General features: G+C 40.1%; 13 protein-coding genes and 2 pseudogenes. 14 read left to right on the top strand and 1 reads right to left on the bottom strand.

Features of this window, described 5'->3' with window-relative positions:
* Nucleotides 1–126 precede the first annotated feature (126 nt).
* From MMB75_RS06770 to MMB75_RS06795, 6 genes and pseudogenes are all read left to right on the top strand, one after another.
* Nucleotides 127–411, top strand: a pseudogene (locus MMB75_RS06770) (alcohol dehydrogenase); the annotation flags it as partial.
* A 69-nt stretch (nt 412–480) separates the two neighbouring features.
* Nucleotides 481–1,704, top strand: a complete 1,224-nt coding sequence (locus tag MMB75_RS06775; RefSeq protein ID WP_017426969.1) for a multidrug effflux MFS transporter — start codon at nt 481–483, stop codon at nt 1,702–1,704.
* A gap of 82 nt (nt 1,705–1,786) precedes the next feature.
* Nucleotides 1,787–2,035: pseudogene (locus MMB75_RS06780) on the top strand (aldo/keto reductase); the annotation flags it as partial.
* 248 nt (nt 2,036–2,283) lie between these two features.
* Nucleotides 2,284–3,165 (top strand): LysR family transcriptional regulator, encoded by an 882-nt coding sequence (locus MMB75_RS06785; RefSeq protein WP_045244562.1) that lies wholly within the window; start codon nt 2,284–2,286, stop codon nt 3,163–3,165.
* Nucleotides 3,166–3,351: 186 nt separating this feature from the next.
* Nucleotides 3,352–5,220, top strand: a complete 1,869-nt coding sequence (locus MMB75_RS06790) for a beta-glucoside-specific PTS transporter subunit IIABC (RefSeq protein WP_103042451.1) — start codon at nt 3,352–3,354, stop codon at nt 5,218–5,220.
* Between the two features lie 30 nt (nt 5,221–5,250).
* On the top strand, nt 5,251–6,678 hold the full coding sequence (locus tag MMB75_RS06795; protein WP_016820884.1) for a 6-phospho-beta-glucosidase: 1,428 nt from the start codon (nt 5,251–5,253) through the stop codon (nt 6,676–6,678).
* A gap of 400 nt (nt 6,679–7,078) precedes the next feature.
* On the opposite strand, the gene MMB75_RS06800 is transcribed toward MMB75_RS06795, so the two are convergent.
* A complete protein-coding gene (locus MMB75_RS06800) occupies nt 7,079–7,624 on the bottom strand; it encodes a TetR/AcrR family transcriptional regulator (protein WP_016820885.1) in 546 nt (181 codons plus the stop codon).
* A gap of 237 nt (nt 7,625–7,861) precedes the next feature.
* On the opposite strand from MMB75_RS06800, the gene MMB75_RS06805 reads away from it, so the two are divergent.
* The 8 genes from MMB75_RS06805 (at nt 7,862) to MMB75_RS06840 (ending at nt 14,065) form a co-directional block, all read left to right on the top strand.
* Nucleotides 7,862–8,836 (top strand): aldo/keto reductase, encoded by a 975-nt coding sequence (locus MMB75_RS06805; RefSeq protein WP_016820886.1) that lies wholly within the window; start codon nt 7,862–7,864, stop codon nt 8,834–8,836.
* Nucleotides 8,837–8,945: 109 nt separating this feature from the next.
* Entirely contained in the window at nt 8,946–9,158 is a 213-nt protein-coding gene (dmpI, locus tag MMB75_RS06810) for a 4-oxalocrotonate tautomerase DmpI (RefSeq protein ID WP_016820887.1), read from the top strand.
* 70 nt (nt 9,159–9,228) lie between these two features.
* Nucleotides 9,229–9,762: an NAD(P)H-dependent oxidoreductase gene (locus MMB75_RS06815; RefSeq protein ID WP_017426962.1), complete on the top strand. Its 534-nt coding sequence runs from the start codon at nt 9,229–9,231 to the stop codon at nt 9,760–9,762.
* A gap of 129 nt (nt 9,763–9,891) precedes the next feature.
* A complete protein-coding gene (locus tag MMB75_RS06820) occupies nt 9,892–10,644 on the top strand; it encodes a carboxymuconolactone decarboxylase family protein (RefSeq protein WP_016820889.1) in 753 nt (250 codons plus the stop codon).
* A 78-nt stretch (nt 10,645–10,722) separates the two neighbouring features.
* Nucleotides 10,723–11,469, top strand: coding sequence for an SDR family oxidoreductase (locus tag MMB75_RS06825; RefSeq protein ID WP_016820890.1), 747 nt, complete (start codon nt 10,723–10,725; stop codon nt 11,467–11,469).
* Between the two features lie 31 nt (nt 11,470–11,500).
* A complete protein-coding gene (locus tag MMB75_RS06830; RefSeq protein ID WP_016820891.1) occupies nt 11,501–11,896 on the top strand; it encodes a cupin domain-containing protein in 396 nt (131 codons plus the stop codon).
* A 146-nt stretch (nt 11,897–12,042) separates the two neighbouring features.
* Entirely contained in the window at nt 12,043–12,903 is an 861-nt protein-coding gene (locus MMB75_RS06835; protein ID WP_016820892.1) for a DUF3737 family protein, read from the top strand.
* Nucleotides 12,833–14,065 carry a MalY/PatB family protein gene (locus MMB75_RS06840; protein WP_225164887.1) on the top strand — a complete coding sequence of 411 codons (1,233 nt, stop codon included), beginning with the start codon at nt 12,833–12,835 and terminating at the stop codon, nt 14,063–14,065. Before MMB75_RS06835 ends, MMB75_RS06840 begins: the two co-directional genes overlap by 71 nt.
* Nucleotides 14,066–14,071: the final 6 nt, after the last annotated feature.

Below are 14,071 nucleotides of genomic sequence, written 5' to 3' on the forward strand. Positions count from 1 at the left end.
CTTAGGTTTCTTTTTTTATAATAATAGACATAAGTTGATAAAACAACCAGTTTTGCTTATTTGCTCTCCGTGGCATACATACCTAAAAGGGGAATTTAAATTTAAAAAAGAGGGGTGTTCACTTGGTGTTTAAATGGACATATGGGTACCTACGGAGGCATCGATAGATATGGACAATATACGCAGGAAGGTTATTCCACCCATATCGTTGTAACGTAGGATTTCGTGGTTCGAATTCCAGAGGGCATTAATCTTGATGTCGCCGCTCCAACACTTATGTGCTGGGATCACAACGTTTTCGCAGCTGCGCCATTGGGGGTTGATTCCGGCAAAAATATAGCCGTTGTTGGACTTGGTGGACTCGGACACATGGCTGTTAGGTTCGCTTATTCTATGGGGGCAGAAGTAACAAACCCATAACATCTAAAGCATATGCGTTAGCTTAAAGAAAGCATTTAAACAATCATAGGAGTTAAAAGAATGAAGACCCAAAAAAATTCTTTCGGTTTTGCTCTATTATTGGCCATATTTTCGGCGTTGGGGCCGTTTACCGTCGATATGTATCTTGCATCACTTCCGCAAATCGCTGTTTTTTTTGGAACAAGCGCAACTGCGGTTCAAGCGAGTTTAACCACTAGTCTGTTAGGATTAGGGCTAGGACAGTTGATAATGGGACCTTTAAGCGACATTTATGGAAGACGCCAGCCTTTGTTGATTTCCATGATACTATATATCCTTTCCTCTATTGGATGCGTTTTTGCTCCAAGCATAGGATGGTTTATATCTTTAAGATTTATACAAGGGGTTGCTGCGTCCGCTGGACTCGTTATTTCGCGCGCTATTGTTCGAGATCGGTTTAGTGGGATTGAAATGACTAAGTTTATATCGTTGCTGACAATGATCAGCAATGTGGCACCATTAATTTCCCCTACGGCTGGAAGTACGGTTATGTCATACTGCTCTTGGTCAGGTGTATTTATATTTTTAGGGGTGCTAGGCATAGGGTTAACTGGGATTACCATATGGGGGTTAGAGGAAAGCTTACCTGTACAACAACGTATTTCAGGCAGTCCCCGTGCGTTGATAAAAAATTATAATAGCTTATTCCGAAAGCGGTCTTTTATGGGGTATGCTCTAGTCAATGGCATATTGTTCGCAGGTGTTTTTGCCTATGTTGCAGGTACCCCTTTTATTTATCAAAACATATACGGCGTGTCGCCGCAACTGTTTTCAATCCTCTTTGCGTTGAATGGCCTTGCTATTATCTTGGGATCTCAATTCGTCAAACTGCTTGCAGGCCGGGTTACGGAAAGGCGGCTGTTTTTGATCGGAATAATACTAGCGTTTTTATCTTCTGCAGCAGTCTTATTTATAGTACTAGTACATGGAGTATTATCAGCTATGTTTATTTCGATCTTCTTATTCGCTTTATCCATTGGGATCATTGGCCCCATCTCTTTTACATTAGCAATGGATTCCCAGGGGCATATTGCAGGGAGCGCGTCTGCCGTGCTCGGGACCTTACAATTTGCATTAGGTGCCGTTACGTCTCCTCTTGTGGGAATTGCAGGCGAAAATTCTGCTATACCTTTTGGAATTATTATTTTTTCTACAAGTTTATTATCTATAATTACCTATATCATTCTGGTTAAAGGGATAAAAAAATTATCCGGCACCAAAAATAGCTTTGAATCCAATACTTAACCAATCGCTAGCGAACATTAAGTAGGATCTAAAATGTAAAATGTTACACTAAACAATGGTGTCGAGATGCCGATACTCGGTTTTAGCTGAGAAACATCATAAATCCGTGGCTCAAGTTGCTTTACGTTGGTTGATACAAAGAGGAATTGTTGCGCTTCCAATGTTTGTTCATAAGGAAAGAATTATTGAAAATTTCAATATCTTCAACTTCGAATTGAGCAGGGACGATATGGAGAGGATTGCTAAGTTGGATTCCAAAGAGAGTTTAATTTTATCTCTTCACGATCCTGAGAACGTTGAACGGCTCAGCAATATGAAATTTTATTACTAATTTTGGGGAGGTCTTATCACAAAATGCTCAAATCCAACAACACTATGTTCACGTAACAGTACCCAAATCCTTCCCATATATCGATTCAATTCCACATATAAACATATGCATATAGAATTGATTAATGGTTATAATGGCAGAGAAGTATGTGAAAAGTGTAAACTGAAAGAACTGTATTTAAGATGGTAAGTTAATTACTAGGACATATTGAATCTATTCTTAAGCACATATTGTCAACAGGGGGAAACATGGAGTTAAGAGTGCTTCGTTATTTTCTTACAGTCGCTCGTTTGGAAAGTATTACGCATGCAGCAAATGTACTACATGTAACACAGCCGACATTAAGCAGACAATTGGCTGACTTAGAAAAAAATTTAGGAACTCAATTGCTTATTCGCGGTAAAAAAAAGGTGTCATTAACGGATGCTGGCATGCTTTTACGTCAAAGGGCAGAAGAAATCCTGACGATTGCGGATAAAACAGAGAGAGAATTCAAAGATCAAAATAATCTGGTTGGAGGGACTATCTCTATAGGAAGCGTCGAATCACTAACATCGCATTATTTATTTCAAACATTAAAAGCTTTTCATGAAGAGTATCCACAGGTTAATTATTATATTTATAGCGGAACAGGGGATGATATAAAGGAAAAAATAGACAAAGGATTACTTGAAGTTGGGATTTTATTAGAGCCCATAAATATTGAAAAATACGATTTCATCAGATTGCCTCAAAAAGAACGATGGGGAATTCTAACACAGGCTTCATCCCCTCTTGCACAAAAAGAATATGTTACTCCCAATGATCTTGTTGGAGTTCCTTTACTTCTTTCTAGTCGTCCAACAGTACAAAATGAAATTGCTAATTGGTTTGCTGATGAATATGAAAATATACATGTTCTAGCCACATACAACTTAATTTCTAACATAGTTAATTTTGTAGATAATGGTATGGGAACTGCTATTTGTATTGAAGGTGCTCTTGCGATGACAGGTTCAAAACATCTTTGCTTCAGACCATTTTTTCCAGAACTCAAATTTAGTTGTGTTATTGTTTGGAAGAAACACAAGATTTTTAACCAGACTACTTCTCACTTAATTCAATTAATCAAGTATGCCTCACAAGCATAATAAAACATAGATTATAGGTATTGGATAAGGTTATTTATCTAGTGATATCTTAAAGGTGCAGCTTGAATGAAGCCTTTAAATATTACTGATAAATAACTTTTTTTATTTAGCGGGTAAAGTTGTTTATGTTTAATAAATAAAAGGCGTAATTCATTGTTCAACAACAAGAAGAGGGGGCATTTTCTAATGAGCAAAAAATATGAAAAATTAGCTCAGGATATTGTAGAGAAGATTGGTGGTAGTGAAAATGTATCAACACTAACTCATTGTATGACAAGGCTTAGATTCGCACTAAACCAAAATAAAGAAGCCGATCAAGACGCTATTAAAGCTTTAGATGGCGTAATTGATGCGATTGAAAGCGGTGGCCAATTTCAAGTGGTTATTGGCACCCATGTTGAAGAAGTATATGAGGAAGTGGTCAAATATATAAAACATGCAGAAAATATAGATGATAAATTATCTAATGAAAAAAATGTAAGCGTTTTTGGCAAATTAATCGATTTTATTTCAGGTACATTCAGTCCAATCGTTCCGGCTATTGCAGGCGCGGGAATGATAAAAGCGCTATTGGCTTTGCTGATCTTATTTAATGTAGTTTCAAAAGCGTCACAAACTTACTATGTAATCAATTTCATGTCGGATGCCATTTTTTATTTCTTACCCTTTTTATTAGCATATTCGGCTGCAAACAAATTAAAATGCAGCCCTGTACTGGCACTTGTGTTGGCTGGGGTATTGCTTCATCCGAATCTGGATCTATTGAGAACTGCGGGTAATAATGTTAGCGTTTTCAATATTCCATTGACACTTGTTGCTTATAGTTCATCGGTTGTTCCGATTTTATTAACCGTGTGGGCGCAATCCTACATTGAACCATTCTTTAAAAGAATCATTCCTAACGCTGTAAAAATTATTTTTGTTCCGATGTTTACCATTCTGGTTGTTGGATTTATTTCCTTAACTGCACTAGGACCGCTAGGTTCTTTCTTCGGAACATATTTGGCAATGGGGTTTGATTTTTTGGGATCGCACGGAGCATGGGTGGTCATTTTCATAATTGCAACCTTCTGGCCAATCCTTGTTATGTTTGGACTTCATCACAGTATCGTTCCGTTATCATTGGCTCAAATCACGACATTGGGATATGAAAATATCATTGGACCTGGAGCCATGATATCCAATATTTCGCAAGGTGTAGCCGCGTTGATTGTCAGTTGGAGAACAAAGGATACAGTATCCAAGCAAATCTCCACTACAAGTGGAATTACAGGTTTAATGGGAATTACAGAAGCAGCACTTTACGGTGTTAATTTACCTAAAAAATATCCTCTTGTTGCGGCTATGATTGGCTCCGCTGCTGGCGGGGTTTACGCAGGGGTTATGGAAGTTTCACGTTATGCAACAGGTTCATCAGGGCTTCCAGCTATTCCGCTTTATATTGGAGAAAACATTTGGAATTTCTATAATATACTCATCGCATTATTAATTACGACGGTTATAACTGCAGTGCTTACCTATTTTTTAACCTTAAAATATGAGAAAGAAACGTCTGAGCAGAATAAAGTCACCACAAACGATAAAATCATCACACTTAAAAATACGGTTATTACAAGTCCTATCAAAGGGGAAATGATTCCATTGAAGGATGTTCAAGATGCGGCCTTCTCCACAGAATCAATGGGAAAAGGAATTGCCATTGAGCCAAGCGAAGGAAAAGTGGTCGCTCCTTTTGATGGGAAAATTGTTTCGTTGTTTCCCAAGAAGCACGCAATCGGTTTACTCTCCGATGATGGGGTTGAAATACTCATCCATATAGGATTGAACACCGTTAAACTGAATGGGAAGTACTTTGAAGCTCATGTTGAAGAAGGTCAGAGAATTACCAAGGGACAGACACTAATCACGTTTGATTTGGAGAAAATCAGGGAGGAAGGATATGTTACCCAAACCCCGGTGATCGTTACGAATACTTACAGTTATGCTGATGTGCTAACTAATAACAGTAGTACAGTCACTGATTTTAACAATGAGTTGTTAGTCCTAATAGTGTAACCATATCAAAATTCAAGGAGTGGATTATAAATGACTTTAGTCAAAGACTTTTTATGGGGAGGAGCAACTGCTGCAAACCAATGTGAAGGTGGATATTTGGAAGGGAATAAGGGATTGTCAACCGTCGACGTTATACCCGCAGGACAGGATCGCGTTTCTGTAATGAAAGGCAAGATGAAAATGATGAAATGTGATGATGAGCATTTCTATCCGAGCCATGAAGCCATCGACTTTTATCATAATTATAAGGAAGACATTGCTTTATTTGCAGAAATGGGTTTCAAATGCTTTCGTTTATCTATTGCATGGACACGAATCTATCCAAATGGGGATGATACATTACCCAACGAAGAAGGTTTGAAGTTCTACGATGATGTTTTTGATGAGTGTTTAAAATATAATATAGAGCCTTTAGTAACGATCACTCATTTTGATGTGCCGATGCATTTGGTAAAAACGATCGGTTCTTGGAGAAGCCGTAAAATGGTTGATTATTATGAAAGACTATGCGAAACACTATTCACTCGCTACAAAGATAAAGTGAAGTATTGGCTAACCTTTAATGAAATCAATATGTTATTACACCTACCATTCGGGAGCTCAGGATTGGTGTTTGATGAAGATGAAGATGAAGAAGCTGTGAAGTATCAGGCAGCTCATCACCAATTGGTCGCGAGTGCTAAAGCTACTGAAATTGCACGCAAAATAAATTCCGAATTCAAGATAGGATGTATGTTGGCGGGTGCCAGCACTTATCCCTATACTTGCGCTCCTGAAGACGTATGGAAAGCCATGACAAGGGATCGAGAGCATTACTTCTTTGTGGATGTACAATCTCGTGGTGAATACCCGAATTATGCCAAAAAAATGTTCGAAAGGATGAATATACATCTGAAGATGCAAGATGGTGATAAGGAGCTTCTGAAAAATAATACAGTTGACTTCGTTTCATTTAGTTACTATGGTTCGCGATTAACAAGTGCTGACCCAGCAGTTAATACTCAAACCGCTGCCAATCTATTTCCGACATTACGAAATCCCCATTTAAAAAGAAGTGAATGGGGCTGGCAAATTGACCCACTCGGGTTGAGAATTACATTAAATGCATTGTATGATCGCTATCAAAAACCATTATTTATTGTCGAAAATGGGTTGGGAGCTGCGGACAAGCCTGATGAAAATGGATGTATCTCGGATGATTACAGAATCGAGTATATTCGGGAACATATCCGCGCATTTAAAACTGCTGTAAAAGAAGATGGCGTAGAATTGTTAGGATATACAACCTGGGGGTGCATTGATTTAGTAAGCTCAAGCTCTGGAGAAATGAGCAAAAGATATGGTTTCATCTACGTGGATAAAGATGACCAGGGAAATGGTACGTTAAGCCGTAGTAGGAAAAAGTCCTTTAATTGGTATAAGAAAGTAATTAACAGCAATGGAGAAGATTTAGACTAAGTTTATACAGACATAGCTAGTTGATGGTGGAATCACAGTCGACCAGATGTGACGCTTACAAACTTTTTCTAAACAAGACCCTTAATTTAAAATGCGATATATTCTCTTGTTCTCACTAACATGAGGCAAGTTCTTCTTGTGGTAAGCATTTTCTTGTTATTCGGGACCGTGCTCTCAATAGGAAATAAAGTTATGGGTTTAAGTACGAAAACATGGAGCGAATGCCGCTTCATGTTTTCGGTGCTGTGCCGGGTATGGGCCTTATCTCTAGTGTTCAAGTCCCGAATGCGAGAACAGTTTTCAAAACCCTACCCTCATCACGAAATTAGGATGAGAATTTTGTTTAAATAACCTCAGTACAAGAAATTACTCGATTTACTAGATTTGTTGGGAATGCAATTTAAAAATTTCTGTCTAACAATATCCCAGTTTGTTCTGCCATGACACGAGGGGGGACTGACATTCCATTCTTAAACCACCATTCTACGATCCCCACGACCGCGGCCCCAAAAAATTGAAGAATGACATCTTCACTTAAGCCTTGATTTATTCCTTCTGTTACATCGACTTCAACCTTGTACTCCTGGACGACTAAATCAAGAAATTGACTACGAAAATAAGCTGAACTTTTCGTGTTTAGCATGGTTGAAAAGAATAAATGATTGTCTGCAAAGTATTCGAACCAGACATAATTTCCTTCTTGGAAACTCATTTCAGATGCTGTGTGGCAAAGTTCACGGAGATTGTTTATATGTTCTTCAATTATCTTATCTAGCAAGTCAAATTTATCCATGTAATGGAGATAGATTGTTCCTCGATTAACATTTGCCCTATCAGAAATATCCCGAATTGTAATGTCATCAAAGTTTTTTTCAGTCATCAGTTCAAGTATTGCTTTCTTTATGGCTTCTTGAGATTTGAGTACCCTTCTGTCCACTTTAGTCATTTTTAAAGTCCCCTTACTGAGATAATCGGCAATTACGGATAATTTGTTGAGTAATCCACACATCGAAAGAAATTGATTATTGCAAGCATTTTGTATCCGTTTAGAATTATAAACGTAAGTTGATTAAACAATCAATGTTCATTTTTTTATTTGGAGTTATCTAAACTCAATGATCAGCACGCGTACCCGTGCTGAGGCAAGTCAAGATCGCACCACACGAAAGGGAGGAACAATGAAATGGATTATACGAAACTTGGAAATACTGGCTTGGATGTATCCCGGATTTGTCTTGGTTGTATGGGTTTTGGAGACGCACAAAAAGGTCATCATCGATGGGTACTTGATGAAGAACGCGCTCGTCCAATCATAAAAAAAGCTCTGGAGCTTGGAATCAATTTTTTTGATTCTGCAAACGTGTACGCTGACGGGACAAGTGAGGAAATAATTGGAGGTGCATTAAAGGATTTTTCGAACCGTGATGAGATTGTCATCGCGACTAAAATACATGGACGAATGCATCAAGGACCCAATGGCGCTGGACTTTCCCGCAAGGCGATCATGAGCGAAATCGATAAGAGCCTTAAGAGATTGAAAACCGACTACGTCGATCTGTATCAAATTCATCGTTGGGATTATAACACGCCTATCGAAGAGACGATGGAGGCATTGCACGATATAGTTAAGGCTGGTAAGGCAAGATACATCGGAGCCTCTGCAATGTGGGCATGGCAGTTTGAGAAAGCTTTACATATAGCTGAGAAGAATGGGTGGACCCGATTTGTATCAATGCAGAATCATTTAAATCTCATTTACCGTGAAGAGGAGCGAGAGATGCTCCCACTTTGTAAGGAAGAAAAAATTGGGGTCATTCCTTATAGCCCGCTCGCAGGAGGAAGGTTGGCGCGGGAGACAACAACACATCGTGCCGAAACTGATGAAATTGCAAAACAAAAATATGATGCAACAACAGATGCGGATCAATTGGTGGTGAACCGGGTTGCGAGTTTGGCAGAGAAACATGGTGTTCGCCGGGTTCACATCGCACTTGCGTGGCTTCTACATAAAGAACCGGTAGCCGCTCCTATTGTCGGTGCGACAAAAATATCCCAGCTCGAAGATGCAGAAGCTGCTCTATCTATTCAATTAACTGCTGAAGAAATTGCGTTTTTGGAAGAACCATATGTACCGCACCGAATCGTTGGTCATTTTTAAATTCATATAAATTGGTGTCGCACGGTCTCTTTGATAAGAGAGATGCACATGAGTTTTTGTGTCAGCTCGTCGTCATTAGACATAAACTCACAATAAAGGAGAATAAATTATGCCTGTAATTACAATTGAAGCAGCTAAATTAACTAAAGAGCAAAAAAGAAAGTTAGTAAAAGACCTTACTACATCAGCTTCAACTATCATGAATATACCTGAACAAGCATTCTTTGTGTTCGTAAGGGAAAATGAACTAGATAATATAGGTGTTGCAGGACGGATTTTAGCAGACAAAGCTGTAAATAATCCACTGAAAAGTGAGGAGTAAAATAATTAACTTGGTATCCATTTAAACAATTAAGATAGAAAAAAATATTCTTGGATGGAGAAAATTTAAAATGAAAACACTTGTTCTTGTTTTTCACCCTGATTTAACTGCTTCCCGTGTTCATCGTCGCTTAACGGAAGAAATGAAGAAGCAAGCTGGTGTTACAATTCACCATGTTTATGAGGCATACCCGAATGAGAAGATCGATGTCGCTGCCGAGCAGAGTCTATTGGAGCAGCATGATCGCATCGTTTTGCAATTCCCATTCTACTGGTACAGTACGCCTTCATTGCTGAAAAAATGGGAGGATGTAGTCCTAACTCATGGCTGGGCATTTGGAAGCAAAGGGGACAAGCTGCACGGAAAAGAGCTGCTGATTGCCGTTTCTACCGGCGCTGCTAAAGAAAACTATTTACCAGACGGTAATTTTAAATACACCGTTTCCGAGCTGCTGCGACCTCTTCAGGCAACCAGTAACTTGATTGGAACACGCTATTTGACACCATATATCTTGTATGGTGTAATGCAACACCTGTCAGATGAGGAGCTAGAGCAAAGTGCCAAGGATTATGTGGCTTATGCGCTGAACCCTAAACTTGTCTAGAAGAATGGTGATGCTAAGCCTGTTGGCTTCATCATAGAGACGGGAATTGGAGGTTACCGCGTCGCAATTATCGTCATTCTTTCAGTGGGTCTTATTTATCCACAAAAAAAACAAGCAGGAGGCACAGTTATGAATCGAATTGAAAAGAGTGAAGAAACGTTTAAACAGCTATTTGGTAATGGAATGCCGGGAGCATACGCTACTGATCCTGATTTTCAGGACATCCTGAGCCGTTTTATTTTTGGGGAAGTTTTTTATCAAGGGAAGTTGGACGATAAACAACGTGAGCTTATCACTCTGGTGGTGCTTGTAACGAATCAAACGTTACCTCAGCTCAAGGCGCATGCTCATGCTGCACTGAACGTTGGACTAACTCCGGTAGAAATTAAAGAGGCCATTTACCATTGTGCTCCTTATTTAGGATTCCCTAAAACGCTAAATGCCATCGCGGAGATTAATGAGGTTTTCCAATCCAGAAATATCGAGTTACCTCTCGAAAGTCAAAAGCAGGTTGAAGAAGAGAATCGGTTAGACAAAGGCCTTGCAGTGCAGGTAGAAATCTTTGGCGATATCATTGAAAAGAACAGGGGGAATGTTCCATACAATCAAAAGCATATACAGGACTATCTTTCTGCCTTCTGTTTTGGTGACTTCTATACTCGTGGAGGCCTTGATCTGAAAACACGGGAGTTGCTGACCCTCTGTATTGTGAGTAGTCTCGGCGGTTGTGAAAGTCAAGTCAAGGCACATGTGCAAGGCAACCTGAATGTAGGCAATGACAAGGATATCATGATCACTGCCATCACTCATTGCCTTCCTTATATGGGTTTTCCGAGAACATTAAATGCTTTGAGTTGTGTGAATGAGATCATTCCAGAATAGCAGAAGAAAATTAAGCGAAGAAATAGATTTTTTTATAGATGAAAGTATACCTAAAATTAAGAAAGGTGTTTATCTAAAATGTCAAATATTCAAGAAAAAGTAGTTATTATTACAGGAGCGTCCAGCGGTATTGGAGAAGCAGCTGCAAAAGAACTGGCATCCAAAGGTGCAAAATTGGTTCTTGCCGCTCGCCGCGAAGACCGGTTAAAGAAATTACAAGATGAAATTGAACAAAGCGGCGGAGAAGCTGTGTATAAAGTGACGGATGTAAGTTCGCACCAACAAATGGAAGATCTTGCTGCGTATGCGCTGAACGAGTTTGGAAAAATTGATGTTTTAGTCAACAATGCTGGAATCATGCCGCAGGCTTTTCTTGCTTTGAAAAAGGTTGATGAATGGGACCGAATGATCGATGTCAATATCAAAGGGGTATTGTACGCAATCGGGGCAGTCCTTCCATCTATGAGAGAACGGAAATCAGGTCATATTATTAACCTTTCATCCGTGGCTGGACACAACATCTACCCAGGCGGGACAGTTTATTGTGGTACCAAACATGCCGTAAGAGCAATCTCTGAAGGCTTGCGCCAAGAAGAAGCGATGAGTGGTACAAATATTCGTGTGACCAATATTTCGCCGGGAGCTGTGACCAGCGAACTGCTGGAGACGACAACCGATCCGGCAATGAAAGCGGGCTTGGATGATTTTTACAAGATAGCAATTGATGCAGACAGCATCGCACGTGCCATTGCCTTTGCCATCGAGCAACCATCGGATGTGGGCATTAATGAGATGATCATTCGACCAACAGCTCAAGTTGGATAACGTTAAAAATATAAGAAAGTAGAGATGAAAAATGAAGAACGAGCACTTAAGCCATAGCACACTCTTCCCATTGGGTCAAAAAGTCGAAAAAAACTTTATCGGAGACGCGTACTTACAAATGGTGTTTACCGATCCAGCACCACTCAATACAGCAATCGGGAATGTAACCTTTGCTCCCGGTGCCCGCAATAACTGGCACTCTCATCATACTGGACAAGTGTTGTTAGTTACCGGCGGTGAGGGGTGGTATCAAGAAGAAGGAAAGCCAGCTCAATCACTCAAAACAGGCGATGTGGTAAACATTCCAGCGAACGTTAAACATTGGCATGGGGCTACGAAGGAAAGCTGGTTTGTTCACTTAGCTCTTACACCAGGACAAACAGATTGGTTAGAACCTGTACTGGATGAAGAATATATTAAGCTATGATAAATAATTAACACATATAAACGGCAGCCGTTAATGCCGCCGTTTATATAGAAGCTTCTAATAGATCTGGAACCCTCTGCTGCTATTCTGCGAATTATGGGTCATGAAATATTTGAAGCTAGCACTGAGCGATTGGAGACAGTATTATGCAAACGATCGACCAACAAATGCTTACCGGAGAACGAGCACTTTTCAAGAGAAAGAATCTCATGGTCACTAATTCCATTTTCGCGGATGGCGAGTCCCCCCTGAAGGAAAGCAACGATATTACTATCGATAATAGCATTTTTAAATGGAAATATCCCTTGTGGTATTGCAATAATATTCGTGTTGATCGTAGCACTTTCCTTGTAATGGCCCGATCGGGAATATGGTATACACACCAAATTGTCATCAGTGACAGCGTAATAGAGGCGCCAAAGACATTTCGGCGTTCGAGCGGAATCCGACTGACGTATGTCGATCTGCCCAACGCGCAAGAAACCTTATGGAATTGCGAAGATATTCACTTGAATCATGTGACCGCAAAAGGTGATTACTTTGGAATGAATAGTGCAAATATCACTATCGACGATTTCACATTAGCGGGGAACTACGCATTCGACGGAGCTAAGGATATGGAGATTCGCAATGCGAAGATTATTTCAAAGGACGCCTTCTGGAATTGCGAGAATGTCACCGTCTATGATTCATTGATCATCGGAGAATATTTAGGATGGAATTCGAAAAACATCACCTTTATCAACTGCACTATCGAAAGCAATCAGGGAATGTGCTACATGGACCGTCTCGTAATCGAGAACGGAACGATTCTGAATACCGACTTGGCATTCGAATATTCAACCATTGAGGTGGAAACCAAGACATCAATTGATAGCGTGAAAAATCCAATCTCCGGGAAAATCAAAGCAAAGGATATCGGTGAAATCATCATCAATGACGAAGAAATCAACGCTGCCTACACCCGATATGAGCTGGATAAAGCAGGTGATCGATTTGTCCTTTAATTTTGATAAAATGACGAACCGTTTGGCCACTAACTCTTATAAATGGGATGTTGAACCAGAAGAGCTGCCGATGTGGGTGGCGGATATGGACTTTGAGACTTCGCCTGCTGTAGTCGATGCTCTGCAAAAGAGATTAGACCATCATATTTATGGATATACCTCGATACCAGATACTTATTATGATGCAGTTGCCCATTGGTGGGAAAAGAGACATCAATATCAGATCCAAAAAGAATGGATTATGTTTTGCACGGGGGTAGTGCCGGCGATATCATCTATCGTACGCAATATGACCAAAGCCGGCGACAAAGTGCTAGTGCTTGCGCCTGTCTATAACATTTTCTACAACTCCATAAAGAACAATCAACGAGAAGTTCTGGTAAGCGAGTTGATTTACAAAGACAATGGATATTCGATCGAATTTGACGATGTGGAGAAAAAGCTAGCCGATCCTGACACAACGCTTATGATTTTCTGCAATCCGCACAACCCCATAGGTAAAGTGTGGGACAAACAAGTTCTTGAGAAACTCGGCACGCTCTGCGTCAAACATGAGGTCCTTATCCTTTCCGATGAAATTCACTGCGACTTAACACACCCAGGCCACCAACACATTCCGTTCGCTTCCGTATCGGAAGTGATCGCACAAAATTGCATCACCTGTGTGGCACCGACGAAAACTTTCAATCTTGCGGGAATTCAAACTTCAAGTATTATCGTGCCGAATTCGAAGATTCGAAAACTTGTACACCGTGGCATTAACACCAATGAAGTGGCCGAACCTAACTTTTTTGCGATTGAAGCAGCAATCTCTGCCTTTACGGAAGGCGAACCCTGGCTGCAAGCCTTATTGGAATATCTCATGGCGAACAAGCAATATCTCGAACATTATTTGGCTAGTGAACTACCGCAGCTCCAAATTATCCATTCGGAAGCGACTTATTTGGCCTGGATCGATTGCCGGAACATAACTTCTAATGTAAGTCAACTGTGTAAGTTCATAAGGAAAGAAACGGGGCTGTATGTCTCGGAGGGCGCCATTTATGGCGGCAATGGACACGGTTTCATTCGATTGAACTACGCCTGCCCTAAAAAACGACTAACTGATGGATTGCAGCGCTTGAAGATTGGGATTCAGGCATATCAAAGAATGAATGATTGATTCAAT

This window comes from Paenibacillus sp. P2(2022) (assembly GCF_029522175.1).
GTDB lineage: Bacteria > Bacillota > Bacilli > Paenibacillales > Paenibacillaceae > Paenibacillus > Paenibacillus polymyxa.

What these genes read in the sequence shown, in the direction of transcription:
- MMB75_RS06775 (WP_017426969.1), top strand. Translation starts at nt 481, where the DNA reads ATGAAGACCCAAAAAAATTCTTTCGGTTTTGCTCTATTATTGGCCATA.
- MMB75_RS06785 (WP_045244562.1), top strand. Translation starts at nt 2,284, where the DNA reads ATGGAGTTAAGAGTGCTTCGTTATTTTCTTACAGTCGCTCGTTTGGAA.
- MMB75_RS06790 (WP_103042451.1), top strand. Translation starts at nt 3,352, where the DNA reads ATGAGCAAAAAATATGAAAAATTAGCTCAGGATATTGTAGAGAAGATT.
- MMB75_RS06795 (WP_016820884.1), top strand. Translation starts at nt 5,251, where the DNA reads ATGACTTTAGTCAAAGACTTTTTATGGGGAGGAGCAACTGCTGCAAAC.
- MMB75_RS06800 (WP_016820885.1), bottom strand. Translation starts at nt 7,624, where the DNA reads ATGACTAAAGTGGACAGAAGGGTACTCAAATCTCAAGAAGCCATAAAG.
- MMB75_RS06805 (WP_016820886.1), top strand. Translation starts at nt 7,862, where the DNA reads ATGGATTATACGAAACTTGGAAATACTGGCTTGGATGTATCCCGGATT.
- dmpI (WP_016820887.1), top strand. Translation starts at nt 8,946, where the DNA reads ATGCCTGTAATTACAATTGAAGCAGCTAAATTAACTAAAGAGCAAAAA.
- MMB75_RS06815 (WP_017426962.1), top strand. Translation starts at nt 9,229, where the DNA reads ATGAAAACACTTGTTCTTGTTTTTCACCCTGATTTAACTGCTTCCCGT.
- MMB75_RS06820 (WP_016820889.1), top strand. Translation starts at nt 9,892, where the DNA reads ATGAATCGAATTGAAAAGAGTGAAGAAACGTTTAAACAGCTATTTGGT.
- MMB75_RS06825 (WP_016820890.1), top strand. Translation starts at nt 10,723, where the DNA reads ATGTCAAATATTCAAGAAAAAGTAGTTATTATTACAGGAGCGTCCAGC.
- MMB75_RS06830 (WP_016820891.1), top strand. Translation starts at nt 11,501, where the DNA reads ATGAAGAACGAGCACTTAAGCCATAGCACACTCTTCCCATTGGGTCAA.
- MMB75_RS06835 (WP_016820892.1), top strand. Translation starts at nt 12,043, where the DNA reads ATGCAAACGATCGACCAACAAATGCTTACCGGAGAACGAGCACTTTTC.
- MMB75_RS06840 (WP_225164887.1), top strand. Translation starts at nt 12,833, where the DNA reads ATGACGAAGAAATCAACGCTGCCTACACCCGATATGAGCTGGATAAAG.